Origin of the sequence: Kribbella sp. NPDC056345 (assembly GCF_042262745.1) — a bacterium.
In the GTDB taxonomy this organism is placed as follows: Bacteria; Actinomycetota; Actinomycetes; order Propionibacteriales; family Kribbellaceae; genus Kribbella.
In genome coordinates this window covers 1-15,350 of the sequence record NZ_JBHJQQ010000022.1, presented here as the reverse complement: position 1 = coordinate 15,350, position 15,350 = coordinate 1, and the positions used below count along the sequence as shown (strand labels likewise).

Annotated in this window: 11 protein-coding genes; 4 read left to right on the top strand and 7 right to left on the bottom strand. The window is 68.2% G+C overall.

The features are described from left to right. Nucleotides 1–33: 33 nt before the first annotated feature. Together ACFCV3_RS40285 and ACFCV3_RS40280 are read left to right on the top strand one after the other, a co-directional pair. Nucleotides 34–318 carry a hypothetical protein gene (locus tag ACFCV3_RS40285; protein WP_376040119.1) on the top strand — a complete coding sequence of 95 codons (285 nt, stop codon included), beginning with the start codon at nt 34–36 and terminating at the stop codon, nt 316–318. Between the two features lie 18 nt (nt 319–336). Then, nucleotides 337–714 carry a DUF2809 domain-containing protein gene (locus tag ACFCV3_RS40280; protein WP_376040249.1) on the top strand — a complete coding sequence of 126 codons (378 nt, stop codon included), beginning with the start codon at nt 337–339 and terminating at the stop codon, nt 712–714. A 1-nt stretch (nt 715) separates the two neighbouring features. On the opposite strand, the gene ACFCV3_RS40275 is transcribed toward ACFCV3_RS40280, so the two are convergent. Both ACFCV3_RS40275 and ACFCV3_RS40270 read right to left on the bottom strand, forming a co-directional pair. Continuing rightward, nucleotides 716–2,722: a glycoside hydrolase family 6 protein gene (locus ACFCV3_RS40275; RefSeq protein ID WP_376040117.1), complete on the bottom strand. Its 2,007-nt coding sequence runs from the start codon at nt 2,720–2,722 to the stop codon at nt 716–718. Between the two features lie 163 nt (nt 2,723–2,885). Next, nucleotides 2,886–3,932 carry a LacI family DNA-binding transcriptional regulator gene (locus ACFCV3_RS40270; RefSeq protein ID WP_376040114.1) on the bottom strand — a complete coding sequence of 349 codons (1,047 nt, stop codon included), beginning with the start codon at nt 3,930–3,932 and terminating at the stop codon, nt 2,886–2,888. A 67-nt stretch (nt 3,933–3,999) separates the two neighbouring features. On the opposite strand from ACFCV3_RS40270, the gene ACFCV3_RS40265 reads away from it, so the two are divergent. Continuing rightward, on the top strand, nt 4,000–6,636 hold the full coding sequence (locus tag ACFCV3_RS40265; RefSeq protein WP_376040112.1) for a substrate-binding domain-containing protein: 2,637 nt from the start codon (nt 4,000–4,002) through the stop codon (nt 6,634–6,636). A gap of 22 nt (nt 6,637–6,658) precedes the next feature. Here ACFCV3_RS40265 and ACFCV3_RS40260 read toward each other — a convergent pair whose 3' ends face one another. After that, entirely contained in the window at nt 6,659–7,957 is a 1,299-nt protein-coding gene (locus ACFCV3_RS40260; protein WP_376040109.1) for a glycoside hydrolase family 6 protein, read from the bottom strand. Nucleotides 7,958–8,166: 209 nt separating this feature from the next. Here ACFCV3_RS40260 and ACFCV3_RS40255 point away from each other — a divergent pair, with 209 nt between their 5' ends. Further along, the gene (locus ACFCV3_RS40255) at nt 8,167–11,094 is read left to right on the top strand and encodes a glycoside hydrolase family 48 protein (protein WP_376040107.1); all 2,928 of its coding nucleotides are present in this window, start codon (nt 8,167–8,169) and stop codon (nt 11,092–11,094) included. Nucleotides 11,095–11,154: 60 nt separating this feature from the next. Here the strand turns inward: ACFCV3_RS40255 and ACFCV3_RS40250 are convergent, their stop codons facing one another. Genes ACFCV3_RS40250 through ACFCV3_RS40235 form a run of 4 tightly spaced genes read right to left on the bottom strand, consistent with a single transcriptional unit; the run spans nt 11,155 to nt 15,261 of the window. After that, nucleotides 11,155–12,147 (bottom strand): LacI family DNA-binding transcriptional regulator, encoded by a 993-nt coding sequence (locus tag ACFCV3_RS40250; protein WP_376040105.1) that lies wholly within the window; start codon nt 12,145–12,147, stop codon nt 11,155–11,157. Then, nucleotides 12,144–13,553: a GH1 family beta-glucosidase gene (locus tag ACFCV3_RS40245; protein WP_376040102.1), complete on the bottom strand. Its 1,410-nt coding sequence runs from the start codon at nt 13,551–13,553 to the stop codon at nt 12,144–12,146. Before ACFCV3_RS40245 ends, ACFCV3_RS40250 begins: the two co-directional genes overlap by 4 nt. Next, nucleotides 13,550–14,401 (bottom strand): carbohydrate ABC transporter permease, encoded by an 852-nt coding sequence (locus ACFCV3_RS40240; protein WP_376040100.1) that lies wholly within the window; start codon nt 14,399–14,401, stop codon nt 13,550–13,552. The genes ACFCV3_RS40245 and ACFCV3_RS40240 overlap by 4 nt, the downstream gene beginning before the upstream one ends. Further along, nucleotides 14,398–15,261: a carbohydrate ABC transporter permease gene (locus ACFCV3_RS40235; RefSeq protein ID WP_376040097.1), complete on the bottom strand. Its 864-nt coding sequence runs from the start codon at nt 15,259–15,261 to the stop codon at nt 14,398–14,400. The genes ACFCV3_RS40240 and ACFCV3_RS40235 overlap by 4 nt, the downstream gene beginning before the upstream one ends. Nucleotides 15,262–15,350 lie beyond the last annotated feature (89 nt).

Here is a 15,350-nt window from a genome sequence, read left to right as displayed (position 1 = left end):
TGCCCCGGAAAGAGGTCGGGTACCGGCTGAAGTATGAGCTACCTGAGCAGACGCCTAGCGGGCGTGGCTGCGGTGCTGATGCTCGTGCTGAGCGGGTGCTTCCTCACCGCGAGCGCTGCGGTGGCAGCACCCACGCCGACCCCGAGTGCCACGGCGGACTCCCCGAAGGACTCCGATCCAGACGACTACAACCAAGCGTCCTGGGTGGTGATCGCCGCTGGTGCCGTGGTGGTCATCATCGGAGTCGGCACCTTCGTGCTGGTGCGCAGCCGACGGGTCGACCTGACCGAGCACAGCCACTCCGACGACGACCGGTAGGGGATCATCGGTCTCGTGATGAGACCTTGGCTCGCGGTACCCGTCGTACTGGCGTCGGGTCTTGCTGTGCGGGCGTTCGCGAGTGGTGACTTCGCCAAGTACGCCGGCGTCGCGCTCTACACCACGCTGATCTACGCGTTGGTGTCCTTCTGGTTGCGCCAACTCTGGGCAGCTGTGGTCGCCACAGGCTTCAGCTGGGCAGTGGAGTTCTTCCAGCTCACCGGTATCCCCGCGGAGCTCTCCGCGCGCAGCGGCCTCGCTCACCTGGTGCTGGGTTCGACCTTCAACGCACCCGACCTCTTCTGGTACGTCGTCGGTGCCGGGCTCGGCGTGTTGATCGTCAGGCCTCGCCTGACCTCGGGGCTACGGAGGTCAGGCGAGGAGTCTGGCGGTTAGGTCAGCTGGTGGTGCAGGTCTGGCCGCTGACGGTGAAGGTGGTCGGTGGGTTGTTGGTGCCGTTGTGTGCCCCGTTGAAACCGATGTCGACGGTTGCTCCGGGGGCGATGGTGACGTTCCAGGAGCCGGCCACCGGGGTTGCTGTGACCTTGGCGCCGGACTGGGTCCAGGTGGCGTTCCAGCCGTTCTGGACGGTCTGGCCGTTGGCGAAGTCGAACGAGAGCGTCCAGTTGGTCAGCGGCGCCGTCGAGGTGTTGGTCAGCTTCACGGATCCGGTGAAACCGGTGTTCCAACTGTTCGCCGAGTAGATGACCTTGCAGCCGCCTGGTGGGTTGCCGGTGCCGGTCGTGGTCACCGACAGGGCGGCCGACGGGGCCGAAACGTTGCCTGCGGCATCTTTCGCGCGGACAGTGAACGAGTACGCCGTACTGGCGGTGAGGCCGGTCGCGGTGAAGCTCGTGGTCGCGGAGCTACCGGCCAGGGTGGAACCCCGGTAGATGTCGTAGCCCGTCACGCCGACGTTGTCGGTCGAGGCGGTCCAGGTCAGCGCGACCGAGGTGTTCGAGACCGTGCCGGCCGTCAGTCCGGTCGGTGCCGAGGGTGCTGTCGGGTCCGTCGGGTTGGGGCCGCCGCCGATGACCGGGTAGGCGTTCCGGACCAGCTGGAAGAACTGTGCTTCGAACCAGTGACCGGACAGTGGCGCGTCCGGCAGTGCGCCGGTGAGCTGGTTGTCCAGCTTCGGTGCGACGAACGTTGGGTCGCACATCCGGTCGAACCGCTTGCCCTCGTTGTTCGGGATGTCGCTCGACGCACCGTCGGACTCGCCCGGCGGCTTGATCCACACGAACGCGTCGAGATGCGATGCCGGGTACCCGCTGGGCGTGGACTGCGGGCGCTCGCCGATACCGGCACCCGACGGGTTGCACCAGGCTCCCCGGTGGACGCGACGGTCGACGCGAGACTCGTTGACATAGGTGTTCAGGTCCGTGCTCGTCGACGTGGCCGTCGGGCGAGCGGCACCACCCCAGCCGTTGCGGGACGTGTCGATGAGCATGCCGGTACTGGCCGGGAAGCCTTCGGCGACCAGCAGGTTGTAGAGGTGCGCCGTCCAGTCGATCTCGTCGAAGTCGAAGTTCCACTCGTAGTACTTCGCCGACCGGACCGGATTGCCACCGACGGTCAGTGACGAGTTCGGCAGGTACGGCTCGACCAGCGGGGTCGTGTTCGCCGTGTTGGTGACGAAGCCGTCGATCGACGCGAAGCCGGCCACGGTGGTTCGGGCCACCTCGGCGAAGAGCTTCGCGGCCGGTCCGGCGTTGCTGTCCCAACCGAGCCAGCCCGAGTGCGCGGCGTCGATGTAGTTGTAGACGTTCGGGATCGCGTGCAGCTTGTCCAGCGCGTACTTGACGCCGGCCCGGTAGTACGGCGCGGCCTGCGCGCAGGGCTGATGGGAGATGTTGGTGATCAGGTTCGGCAGTGAGTCCGGTTCGATGGTGGCCGCGATTCGCAGGTTCTGGTACTTCGGGTCGGCCAGGATCGCCGCGATCGCGTCGATGTACTCGGTCTTGTACCGCGCGAGTCCGGCATCCGTCGCCGGGAGTTCGCCGTTCGACGCGAGGGCGTAGCAGTCCCGGCCGGGCAGGTCGTAAATCACCAGGTTCACGACCAACGGCGTACCGGCTTGCTTCTGCAGCAGCGCCTGATCCAGATGGAAGCGCAGCCCGTTGCCGGCGGTGTTGCCGGCGATGGCACTGATCTGGTCCATCCAGACCGCGGTCGGCTGCGTCTTGATGGCTCGCATCTTGGCGGCGAGCGCGGCATCGGCGCGGGTGGCAGCTCCCTCGACGGATGCGGACCAGCTGGGGTTCACATATTGGGTCGCCCCGGCGTAGGGGTTGTCGACGTGCGGCTCGGCAGCACTGGCGCTCAGGGCGGTGAGCGGCAGTGCGACCAAAGCGGTTGCCAGAGCGGTGGTTGCGGCGATCAGCCGCGGTGGAGTTCTGGACACGCGGTCCTCCTCGAGGATCAGTCCGGCGTACCGGTCCGGGCGGAAGCCGGTACGAGTCACCGTGGGCGCAGGTGGCTGACCTGAACCTCACATGGCGGACCTCGCGCCAGGGATGGTCCGAAACGTTTAAGGTCGTAGCGCGTTACCGGTTCGTGACCTGATTTCAGCGGGCCAGCGGACCGGTGCTGCCGCGAATCGCCAGCCCTCCGACCGGTACGACCTGGCTGGTCCCGGTCTGCGCGTGGAGCACCGCCAGCACGGCCTCTCCGACAGCCGTTCCCAGCTCCCGCAGTGGCGAGGGCAGCGCGGTGATAGCGGGCGTGCTGAGCCGGCACAGCGCCGAGTCGCTCGCGGCCAGGATCGACAGGTCCCACGGCACGTCAAGACCAAGCCGCCGCGCCACGTCGAGTGCGGCCAGCGCCATCTGGTCCGAGTCGTACACGATGACGGACGGTGGGTTCGGGCCCGTGAGCAGTTGCCGGGTTGCCGCGGCAGCCTCTTCCGGTCCGGCATCGGTCGTCATTCGGACCAGCGAACCTCCAGCGCCCTCCAGCGTCCGCGCGAGCGCCGCCACTCGCACCTGCGTGCGATGCAACTCAGGCGGCCCCGTCACTGCAGCCACTTCGCGATGCCCCAAGCCGATCAGGTACGTCGCCACCCGTCCGTATGCCTCCTCGTCGTCGAGGTGGACCGAGGTCAGCCCTTGGGCGGCGGCCGGTGGTCCCACCACGACTGCCGGTGCCCGGAGCCGTCGCAACGCCTCGACGCGTGGGTCCTGGCTGAGTACGTCGGTCACGATCATCACGTCGAACCGGCGCTCTGCCCACCAAGTCCGGTACGTCGCAACGGCCGCGTCAACGGAGTCCACAACCTTCAGCAGCAACGCGTACCCGGTGTCCGCGAACACGTCCTGGATCGCGGTGACGAGGCCGAGGAACGAGGTCGCCGACGACACCCCGCCAGCAGCAGTGCTGACCACCAGCCCGACCGCCTGCGGACCCGTGTGCATCGACCGGGCCGCAGCACTGGGCTGCCAGCGGTACTCCTCGGCGATCCGCAGCACGCGCTCACGCGTCGCCGCCGAAACACCCGGTCGCCCATTGACGGCGTAGGAGACAACGGCGATCGACACACCTGCCGCCCGGGCGATATCCGCGATCGTGGCGCGGCGCGCGGGCGAGCCGGGGCGGTCGGCTGGCGGTGAGACCACAATGACCAGTGTGTCGCCTGGCGGCCCGAAATACATCAGCTCGGCCGTTGCTGGGTAGGGAGTGCGGATGGGGACAGTACGGCGCAGTTCCGCGAACGGGATCCCGCGACGGACGATCGGTGTGCTCTCACCGGTTGTCGGCGGGTTCTACTTCGGCGCGCTGATTGCCGGGATCGCCCGGGCCGCACGCAATGCCGGGCACCGGGTGGTCGCCGTACAGACCTATCCGGCCGGTCTCGATCGCGAGCGCTATCCCGACGAGCCATTGCTCGAGGTACCAGTCGCGCTCGGTGCGGTGGACGGTCTGATCATCCTTGCCAGTGCTGTTCGGCAGGATCGGCTCGGGGCGGTTCAGGAATGGGGCTGCCCGGTTGTCGTGCTGAGTACGGACGCCGTCGGCCCGGCCGTGCCGGTGGTGGTTCCGGACAATGCCGGCGGCGTGCGGGCCGCCGTACGGCATCTGATCGACCACGGGCACACGCGGATCGGGTTCATCGGCAATCCGGCGCAGCGCGATATCCGGGAGCGGTACGAGGCGTATCTCGCGGCGCTCGCCGAGCATCGGATCGACCAGGAGTGGTTCGAGGAAACCGCTGACAATCATGAGCAGGCAGGTGCCGACGCCGCCTCACGCCTTCTCATCGCGGGGATGCCGACCACGGCGACCGTCGCCGCGACGGATCGCAATGCCATCGGATTCCTGCGCGCGCTACGCACGGCCGGCCTGGTGCTGCCGCGGGATCACGCAGTCGTCGGGTTCGACCACACCGACAGCGGTGCCCGGTTCCTGCCCAGGCTGTCGACCGTCGACCCGCACAACGATCGGGTCGGCGCGCTGGCCGTTGATCTCCTGCTCGCCCAGTTGCGCGGAGAAGCCGTGACCAGCGGCGTCCATCGTGCTCCATCGACCCTCGTGATCCGCGAGTCCTGCGGGTGCGGCGAAGCAGCAGTGGGCGCTCTGGACGCGCGCGACGAACCCGGTACGACGCCCGCGGGGGCCCGGCTGCGGCACCTGGCCGACACCGGATTCGCCGCCCCGGCATCGGTCACCGACAGCCGTCAGATCGACGATGAGGCCCGCGAGCGCTGGCTCCAGGCGGTTGTCGATCCGATCACCGCCGCCGCTGAGCAAGGCCGCACGCCGACCGGACCCGCGCTGAGCAACCTAGCCCGGCTCACCTCGGCCCGGCGACCGCATCCGGAGACTCTCGAACAACTGATCTCGGTTGTCCGCGATCTCGAGTGGGAGCTCGCCGCAACGCTTCCGGTCGGATCGGACCGGATGCCGGCGCTGTACCGCGCCGGCACAGACATCACGGTGGCTCTGACGAAAGGCTGCACGCAGCCGCTGCTCGCACGCAGTGGCTACCTGGAACGCGCGCTGGCCGACCAGTACGAGGTCGACCTGGATCTGCTGCGGGGCAACGGCGGCGGCCCGCGCAGCCTGACCTGGTTGCCGCGGGCCGGTCGTGGCGCCGCCTGCCTCGGCCTTTGGACCGGACCGGCGGTGGGCGACCGAGAGCTTGAGATCGTCGGGGTGGACGACAGTTCCGGTGCGCTCTCCCGCCTGGTCGGATCGAGGGCACGAGCCAGCCAGTTCCCGCCCGCCACGATGACTCGGGCCGGCGCGGCCGGTAGCAGCCGGCTCACGTTGGTCCTGCCGGTCACGTCCCGCGGCAGCGACTGGGGTCTGCTCGCCATCGAGGGCACGGTCGACACCCGGATGACCAGCGGCCGGGACAAGTACAACCACTGGGCCACGCTGCTGGCCGTCGCGCTGGACCACGAACGCCTGCTGGCCTCGCTGCACGACCAGCGGCAGGCGCTGGCGGAGGCGGCCAACCGCGAGCGGGCGCTGGCGGACACGCTGCGGGCGAGCGAGGAACGGTACGCCCTGGCCTCGATGGCGGCCCAGGACGGTACGTGGGACTGGGATGTCTCGGCCGGTACGGTGTACTACTCGCCGCGGTGGAAGCAGACGCTCGGGTACAGCGAGGACGAGATCGGCGGTACGCCGTCGGAGTGGCTCGACCGGGTCCATCCTGACGACCGCCTCGACCTGTCCGCGGCGATCGCAGCGCAGCTGGGCGGCTCCCGGGCTCCGCTCGAACTCGAGCATCGGGTGCGGACGTCCTCAGGGGACTACCGATGGATGATGTGCCGGGCCGTGGCGGTTCTCGACGATGCTGGTTGCCCGGCCCGCCTGGTCGGCGCATTCGTCGACATGACCGAGCGCAAGGAGGCGGAACTCGCCTTGCGCCGCAACAGTCTGCGGGACCCCGAGACCGGTCTGGCCGGCCGGGTGCTCTTCCTCGATCGCCTGGGCGAGGCCTTGGAGCGAGCCCGGAATCGCAGTGGGGACTACGACTGCGCCGTACTGCTCGCGCGAGTCGTCGACCCGTCGCCTCCGGTACGGGCCGACGTACGGCGTGAGGTGGTCCGACGGCTGCAGGCGGTTCTGCGCGACGGCGATTCGGCAGCCCGGCTTCGGCAGGACGAGTTCGTCGTACTGCTCGAAGGCGCCCGGCCGGATCAGGCCCGCATGCAGGAAGTCCTTGCCACGTTGACGGCTGAGCCTGCACTGGGCATCGCGGTCGGAGTGCTGCCGGGCATTCAGCAGTTCAAGGATGCCGATGATGCGCTGCGTGCTGCGGACATCGCCCTCCTCCGCGCCCAGACCAAAGCCTCGGTGCCTCCCCGCTGAGGGAGAGACACCGAGGCGTGGCTCAGGCGCAGGTAACGCCGTTCAGAGTTGCGGCGGAGAACGGCGGATTGCTGCCGTTGTAGTTCGCGTTGTAGCCGACCGTCGCGGTAGCACCAGTACCGAGATTGCCGTTCCAGGACGCGTTGACGACTCGTACGGCGTCGCCCGTGTCGGTCCACGTGCCGTTCCAGCCCTGGGTCACTGTCACACCCGGTGCCGAGAAGGTGAGCGTCCACCCGTTGATGGACGCTCCGCGGTTCTCGATGACCACCTCGCCGGTGTAGCCGGAGTTCCACGTGCTGGTCACCCGGTGGGTCACCTTGCAGCCGCCCGGTGGCGGTGTGGGAGTAGGCGTCGAGTTGCCGGCGGCTGCCAGTTCGTAGGCGCGCTGAGGCACGAACTGACCTGCCGGGGCGATACAGCCGTCGGATTCGCCCGGCAGCTTGACCCACAAGAACGCGGCGATCTGGCCATCACCGGTCTGATCCGTGCTCGCCGTACCGATGGCGCGGCCCGCCGGGTCGCACCACTCGCTGCCCAACGGTCCGTTGCCGTTGCGGCTGGTGTCGATGACCGCGCGCAGCCGAGAGTCTCCGACCGAGTTCAGGACGGCCTTGGCGAAGTTCGTCTCGTCGGCGGTGGTGCGGTAGTTCGACACGTTGGTGGAGATCCCGTCGGCGCTGTTCGAGATGTCCGCGCCGCGCAGCCGCGCCGCGGCCTCCGCCGGTGCCAGCCACGCGGAGTGGCCGATGTCGAAGTACACCTTGGCCTGGGCCGAACCGGACTTGAGCTTCTTCCCGGCATAGGCCATCGACGCCTTGGTCTGGTTCTGCTGGTCGGCCGACTGGCAGCTCGTCATGATCGGCAGGACGTCGGGCTCGAGGATGATCGCCGCCGGGCGGCCGGCCAGACCCGCGGCCACCTGGTCGATCCAGGCCCGGTAGGCCTCGTGCGACGGTGCTCCGCCGCTGCTGGCACCGCCGCAGTCGCGGTTCGGGACGTTGTAGACCACCATGATCGGTACCTTGCCGGCTGCCGCGGCGGCGCCGACGTAGGCCTCGACCTCACCCCGGACCGTGCTGGTGTTGGTGGTGGTGAACCACTTGCCCTGTGGCGTGGCCGCGATCCGGTCCCGGATCATCGGTGTGCGTGAGTCGCCCGGGTTGGCCGCGACCCACTTGGCCGCGCTGGTGTTCGGATCCACGTAGAACGGCGAGACAGCAGCCTGGGCGCTACTTCCGTTGGTCATCACGACCAGCAGGCCGGAAACAAGCGTGAGGGCGGCGATCAGGCCGCCGTACGCCGGGTGTCTTGAGCGCATGAACGCACCTTCCAATGTCGGGGACGGACATCGGAAGCACTCCCATCGCGATGGAATGTAGCCAGCCGGGCGCACTCCCGCATCTGAAACGTTTAGGTCCGCACTGCCATCTTCTCAGCGCGTCGTCTTCCTCCTACGCTGCCGCAACTGGGAGCGCTCCCATCCAGCGTCAGCCCAGACCACCTGGTCCTTCGATGGAGGAAAGAACTATGAGGCTTCGAACAAGAGCTGGTCGGTTACGCGGCAGACCGCTTGTCCTGGGCATCGCGATCGCCACCGCGGCCGGCCTGATGCAGCTCGTCGCGCCGACCGCACAGGCCGCGGTGGCCTGCTCGGTGAACTACACCGTGGCGAGCGACTGGAACAGCGGTTTCGTCGCCGACGTGACCATCAAGAACGAAGGCGACCCGATCAACGGCTGGACCCTCGCCTGGACCTTCCCGAACGGCCAGCAGGTGACGAACCTGTGGAACGGCAGCTTTACGCAGTCCGGCGCCAAGGTCACCGTCCTGCCGGTGGACCACAACCGGAACATCGGCACCGGTGGTACCGCGAACTTCGGCTTCCAGGGCACCCGCGGAGCAACGAACGGCAAGCCCACGGACTTCACGGTCAACGGCACGTCCTGCACCAGTGGCAACAAGGCCCCGACAGTGGCGGTGACCTCGCCGACAGCGGGGCAGACGTTCCAGACCGGGCAGGCGATCCCGCTCGCGGCGACCGCATCCGACAGCGACGGCACGGTGGCGAAGGTCGACTTCCTGGCCGACGGTGTCGTGGTCGCCACCGACACCACTGCGCCCTACCAGGGCTCGTGGACCGGCGCGTCCGTCGGTGATCATGCAGTCTCGGCCCGCGCGACCGACGACCGCGGCCTCGCGGCCTCGACGACACCCGTGCCGATCAAGGTGCTGGCCGGGGCGACGATCGTTGCGACGCCGGCGACGGTGAACGTCAAGCAGGGCGGTACGGCGAAGTTCGGCGTGACGCTGGCGAGCCAGCCGTCGGGGCCGGTGACTGTCGGGGTGGCCCGCAGCTCGGGCAGCACGGACCTGACCGCCACACCGCCCACCCTGACGTTCAGCACGACGAACTGGAACACTCCGCAGGACGTGACAGTGACGTCTGCGGCGAACGGCGGCGACCTGGTGACTGCCGTCTTCTCCGCGACCGCTACCGGCTATGCGGCGGCGACGGTGACTGCCAAGGAGATCTCGGCGACAACTCCTCCCTTCCAGGAGGCGTTCCTCACGCAGTACAACAAGATCAAGAACCCGGCCAGCGGCTACTTCCGCAAGTTCGGTGATCTGCTGGTGCCGTACCACGCGGTGGAGACGCTGATGGTCGAGGCGCCGGACCACGGGCACCAGACGACGTCAGAGGCGTTCAGCTACTACCTGTGGCTGGAAGCGAGCTACGGCAAGATCAGCGGCGACTGGGCACCGTTCAAGTCGGCGTGGGCCTCGATGGAGAAGTTCATCATCCCGGCCAAGGCCGACCAGCCCACCAACGACAAGTACAACGCCTCCAAGCCGGCGACGTATGCGCCTGAGCACCCCACGATGGACGCGTATCCGTCCCAGCTGGACACGTCCGTCGCGGTCGGCTCCGACCCGATCGCCGCCGAGCTGAAGTCGGCGTACGGCACCGATGACATCTACGGCATGCACTGGCTGCTCGACGTCGACAACACCCTCGGGTTCGGACGCTGCGGCGACGGTACGACGGCGCCGTCGTACATCAACACCTACCAGCGCGGGTCGTCGGAGTCGGTGTTCGAGACCATCCCGCAGCCGTCGTGCGACACGTTCAAGCACGGCGGACCCAACGGCTATCTGGACCTGTTCACCAAGGACAGCTCGTATGCCAAGCAGTGGAAGTACACCAACGCTCCGGACGCGGACGCCCGCGCGGTGCAGGTGGCGCTGCTGGCCGACCAGTGGGCGACCGCGCAGGGCAAGCAGGCGGAGATCGCACCCGAGCTGGCGAAGGCCGCCAAGATGGGCGACTACCTGCGGTACGCGATGTTCGACAAGTACTTCAAGAAGATCGGCAACTGCGTCGGTCCGGTCGCCTGCCCGGCGGGCACCGGCAAGGACAGCTCGCACTACCTGATGTCCTGGTACTACGCGTGGGGCGGCGCGACCGATACATCCGCGGGCTGGGCGTGGCGGATCGGTGACGGTGCCTCGCACCAGGGCTACCAGAACCCGCTGGCGGCGTACGCGCTGGCGAAGGTGCCCTCGCTGAAGCCGAAGTCGGCCACCGGTCAGCAGGACTGGACCAAGAGCATGGACCGGCAGCTGGAGGTCCTGCAGTGGTTGCAGTCGGCCGACGGTGGTATCGCCGGCGGTGTCACGAACAGCTGGGAAGGCCACTACGGCACACCGCCTGCCGGTACGCCGACCTTCTACGGCATGTACTACGACGCGCACCCGGTATGGCGCGACCCGCCGTCGAACCGCTGGTTCGGCTTCCAGGTCTGGCAGATGGAGCGGACGGCATCGCTCTATCAGATGACCGGGGACCCGAGGGCGAAGAAGATCCTCGACAAATGGGTGCCGTGGGCAATCGCCAACACCACGGTCGGGGCGAACGGGGCGTTCCAGATCCCGAACGACATGGCCTGGACCGGTGCCCCCGACACCTGGAACGCCGGTTCGCCGGGCGCGAACGCGAACCTGCGGGTCAACGTGCTCAACCACAGTCAGGACGTCGGCGTTGCCGCGTCGTACGCGAAGACCCTGCTGAACTACGCGGCCAAGGCGGGTAACGCCCCGGCCAAGACCACGGGCGAGGGTCTGCTGACGGCGTTGCTCGCGCACCAGGACGCCAAGGGTATCGCCATCCCGGAGACCCGGGCCGACTACAACCGGTTCGACGACAAGTACAGCGCCACCACCAAGGAAGGCCCGTACGTCCCGCCGGGCTGGACCGGCAAGATGCCCAACGGCGACCTGATCGACCAGAACTCCACGTTCCTGTCGCTGCGGTCGTTCTTCAAGAACGACCCGGAGTGGCCGAAGGTGCAGTCGTACCTGAACGGCGGTCCGGCACCGACCTTCACCTATCACCGGTTCTGGGCGCAGGCCGAGATCGCCACCGCGTTCTCACTGCATGCCGAGTTGTTCGGCTAACCCCAGGCCACACTGAATGCGCGCCCCCGGGACCACCTGACCGGGGGCGCGTCCAGTGATTCAGGCGCTGCCGCGGAGCTCCAGGCGAGTCTCGACGATCACCTGGGTCTCCGTCGGCTGTTCGCCGGCCAGCTGGGTCAGCAGCAGCCGCGTCATCTCCCGGCCCATCTCCTCGGCCGGCTGGAAGACCGAGGTCAGCGGCGGGTCGGAATGCCGGCCGCCCGGTGAACCGTCGAAACCGATCACGGCCACGTCCTCGGGGATCCGCCGCCCGGCCGCCTTGAGCACCCGCATCGCGCCGAAGGCCATCGGGTCCGAAGCGGCGAAGACGGCATCCAGGGCAGGCTCGCGTTCCAGCAGCGCTGCCATCGCGCGGGCTCCGCTCTCCTCGCTGAAGTCGCCGTACTCGACCAGGTCGTCACCGGCGATCTCGCGGAAACCCTGCAACCGGGCCACCCCGGCAGACATGTCCTGCGAGCCGGCGATGGACGCGATCCGGCGGCGGCCCTGATCGAGCAGGTGCTGCGCAGCCAGGCGGGCGCCGCTCGCGTTGTCGGCGTCGACGAAGGGCATCTCCGGCCCGCCCAGCGGCCGGCCGCACAGCACCAGCGGCAACCCGCTGGCCAGGACCTTGCCCGGCAGCGGATCGTCGGCGTGCTGGGACAGCATCATCACGCCGTCGACGTGTTCTCTGGTCAGGAACCGGTCCGCGCGAACGCGCTCGGCCGGGCTCTGCACCATCGACAACCACAGCTGCAGCGGCGTCTCGGCCAGCGCCGCACTGATACCACGGACGATGCCGGCGAAGTACGGCTCGGTGAACAGCCGCTCGCCTGGTTCGGAAATCACCAGCGCCACACAGTCGGTCCGGCGGGTGACCAGGTTGCGGGCGGCCCGGTTCGGGACGTACCCGAGCTCGTCGATGGCCTTCAGTACGGCGGCCCGCGCGGCGGGGCTGACCTGGGACGAGCCGTTGACCACCCGGGACGCGGTACCCCGCCCCACCCCCGCCCGAGCCGCGACGGTTTCGATGGTGGGACGGGGTTCGATCATGTACTCAGCCTGCCTCGGATCAGGTCGCCGTACCAATACGCGCTGCTTTTCGGCGTGCGTGTCTGCGTCTCGTAGTCGACGTGGACGAGCCCGAATCGCCGGGAGTAGCCCCAGGACCACTCGAAGTTGTCGAACAGCGACCAACAGAAATAGCCGTGCAGCGGGACGCCCAGATCGATGGCCGCCTGACACGCCCGGAGATGGCCGTCCAGGTAGTTGACCCGGTCGGTGTCCCGGACCGAACCGTCCGCGTCCGGTACGTCGGGGAACGCGGCACCGTTCTCGGTCACGTACAGCCGCACCGAGGGGTACTGCGTCGCCAGACGCACCAGGACGTTGGTGAGCCCGGCGGCATGGATCTCCCAGCCCATGGCCGTCAGCGGCAGATCGCCCTTGGCGAAGCCGACCTGGTCGCTGGCGGGCCAAGGGGAGGCGCCGCCGGTCCCGCCGTGGCCGTCGTCACCGCCGCCGGCGACCCCGGTCACGACGTGCCGGGTGTAGTAGTTCACGCCCAGCATGTCGAGCGGCGTCGAGATGATCGCCAGGTCACCGTCGTGGACATGCGCGAAGTCGGTCACCCCGGCAAGATCCTCGATCACGTCGGCCGGGTACGAGCCCAGCAGGACGGGATCGAGGAAGAAACGGTTCTGCAGACCGTCGATCCGGCGCGCGGCATCCAGGTCGATCTCCCCGTCGCTCACCGGCACGACGTCGTACAGGTTGATGGTCACGCCGACCTGATGGCCGTCGGCCTTGAGCCTGCCGGCGGCCAGACCGTGCCCGAGCATCAGGTGATGCCCGGCCCGGACGGCTGCGGCGGGATCGGTCCGGCCGGGTGCGTGCACGCCGGAGCCGTAGCCCAGGAACGCCGAGCACCACGGCTCGTTCAACGTCGTCCACCGCTGGACCCGATCACCCAGTACGGCGGTGATCGCGCCGGCGTAGTCCGCGAATCGCTCGGCGGTGTCGCGCTCCGGCCAGCCGCCGGCGTCCTCCAGCGGCTGCGGCAGATCCCAGTGGTACAGGGTCGGCCACGGCTCGATGCCGGCTGCGAGCAGCTCGTCGATCAGCCGCGAGTAGAAGTCGACGCCGGCCGTGTTGAGCGCGCCGCGGCCGTTCGGCTGGACCCGCGGCCAGGAGATCGAGAACCGGTAGGCCTGCAACCCGAGCTCGGCCATCAGAGCCACATCGTCGCGGAACCGCTGATAGTGCTCGATCGCGACATCGCCGGTCTCACCGCCCAGGACCCGTCCCGGCGTGTGCGCGAAGGTGTCCCAGATCGAGGGCCCGCGTCCGTCGGCGGTCGCTCCACCCTCCACCTGGTAGGCGGCAGTGGCGGCGCCGAACAGGAACCCGGTGGGGAACTGCAGTCCGGTCCCGGGCTCAATCTGGCTGTCGGTTGTCACGACTTGATCGCACCTTCCATGATGCCGCCGATGATTTGGCGGCCGAACACGATGAACACCGCGAGCAGTGGCAGCGTGGCCAGGGCCGTCGCCGCGAAGACCTGCGCGTAGTCGGTGTAGTACGCCGTCGCCAGCAGACTGAGCGACAGCTGGACAGTGGGAGTGTTGGCATCGAGGATCGCGTACGGCCAGATGAACTCGTTCCACGTCTGCATGAAGGTGAGCAGTCCGAGGATCGCCGCGGCCGGCCGCAGTACCGGCAGCACGACGTTCCAGTAGATCCGGAAGGTCGAGCAACCATCCACCCGGGCCGCCTCCACGAGCTCGTCCGAGATCGCCTCGGCGGCGTACTGGCGCATCATGAAGACGCCGAAACCGCTGACCAGGAACGGCACGATCACCGCCTGCAGACTGCCGTTCCAGCCGATCTTCACCATCAGCATGTAGAGCGGGATCAGACCGAGCTGCACCGGCACCATCATCGTCGCGACGATCACCAGCAGCATGGCGTTGCGGCCGCGGAACCGCAGCTTGGCGAACGCGAACCCGGCCAGTGTGGAGAAGAACACCACCGACAGCGTCACCACACTCGAGACCACCAGTGAGTTCACCAGCCCGTAGCCGAAGGCGGCGTGCTCGTTCGCGAACACCCGGCCGATGTTCTCGGCGAGTTCGGCGCCGGGCGTCAGCGGCGGCGGGACGTCGTTGATCACGTCGTTGGACCGGGTGGCCACCACGAACATCCAGTAGATCGGGAACAGCGAGGTCACGCAGCCGACGATCAGCGCCAGGTACGTCAACGGGCTGGCCCGCCACAGCCGCACCGAGGCGGCGCGCAGCCGGCTCACCGGGCGGCCCTCCGGACCAGGAGCAGGTTGACCAGGGAGAAGATCACGATCAGCCCGAACAGCGCCCAGGCGATCGCGGCGCCGTACCCGTACTGGAAGCGCTGGAACGCCGTCTCGTACATGTACATGGTGACGGTCTGGAACTGGCCGAGGGTGCCACCGAGCATCCTCCCGTTCCCGAAGATCACCGGCTCGGTGAACAACTGCAGGCCTCCGATCGTGGAGATGATGACGGTGAAGACCAGCGTCGGACGCAGCAGCGGCACGGTGATCCGCCAGAACTGCTGCCAGGGCTTCGCGCCGTCCAGCGAGGCGGACTCGAACAGGTCCTTCGGGATCGCCTGCATCGCACCGAGCAGGATCAGCGTGTTGTAACCGGTCCAGCGCCAGTCGACCATCACGGCGATCGCGATCCAGCTCGACCAGGTGTTGGCCTGCCAGTCGACCGCGTCCAGGCCGAGGCGGGTGACCACGTAGTTGACCAGACCGACATCGCGGGCGAACAGCTGCCCGAAGACGATGCCGACGGCCGCCACCGAGGTGACGTTGGGGATCAGCACACCCATCCGGAAGAACGTCCGGGCGCGGATCTTGCGGTTCAGCAGGTTCGCCGTCGCCAGCGCGATCATCAGCTGCGGCACGGTGGCGAGGACGAAGATGCCGACAGTGTTCCGGAGTGCGTTCCAGAAGTCCGGGTCCGCGAAGAGCGTGCTGTAGTTGCCGAACCCGACGAACGTGTGTTCACCGATCAGATGCCAGTCGTGCAACGAGACCCAGCCGGTGTAGACCAGCGGGAACGCCCCGAAGATCGCGAACAGGACGAAGAACGGCGCGATGAAGAAGTACGGCGCGAGTTTCACGTCCGCGCGGGTCAGCCGGGAGCGCCAGGGAACCCGGCCGTGGGGGGGGGGGGGGGGCGGCCCCCTCGAACCCACGACCCAAGGGGGGG

What these genes read in the sequence shown, in the direction of transcription:
- ACFCV3_RS40260 (WP_376040109.1), bottom strand. Translation starts at nt 7,957, where the DNA reads ATGCGCTCAAGACACCCGGCGTACGGCGGCCTGATCGCCGCCCTCACG.
- ACFCV3_RS40285 (WP_376040119.1), top strand. Translation starts at nt 34, where the DNA reads ATGAGCTACCTGAGCAGACGCCTAGCGGGCGTGGCTGCGGTGCTGATG.
- ACFCV3_RS40280 (WP_376040249.1), top strand. Translation starts at nt 337, where the DNA reads ATGAGACCTTGGCTCGCGGTACCCGTCGTACTGGCGTCGGGTCTTGCT.
- ACFCV3_RS40250 (WP_376040105.1), bottom strand. Translation starts at nt 12,147, where the DNA reads ATGATCGAACCCCGTCCCACCATCGAAACCGTCGCGGCTCGGGCGGGG.
- ACFCV3_RS40265 (WP_376040112.1), top strand. Translation starts at nt 4,000, where the DNA reads ATGGGGACAGTACGGCGCAGTTCCGCGAACGGGATCCCGCGACGGACG.
- ACFCV3_RS40255 (WP_376040107.1), top strand. Translation starts at nt 8,167, where the DNA reads ATGAGGCTTCGAACAAGAGCTGGTCGGTTACGCGGCAGACCGCTTGTC.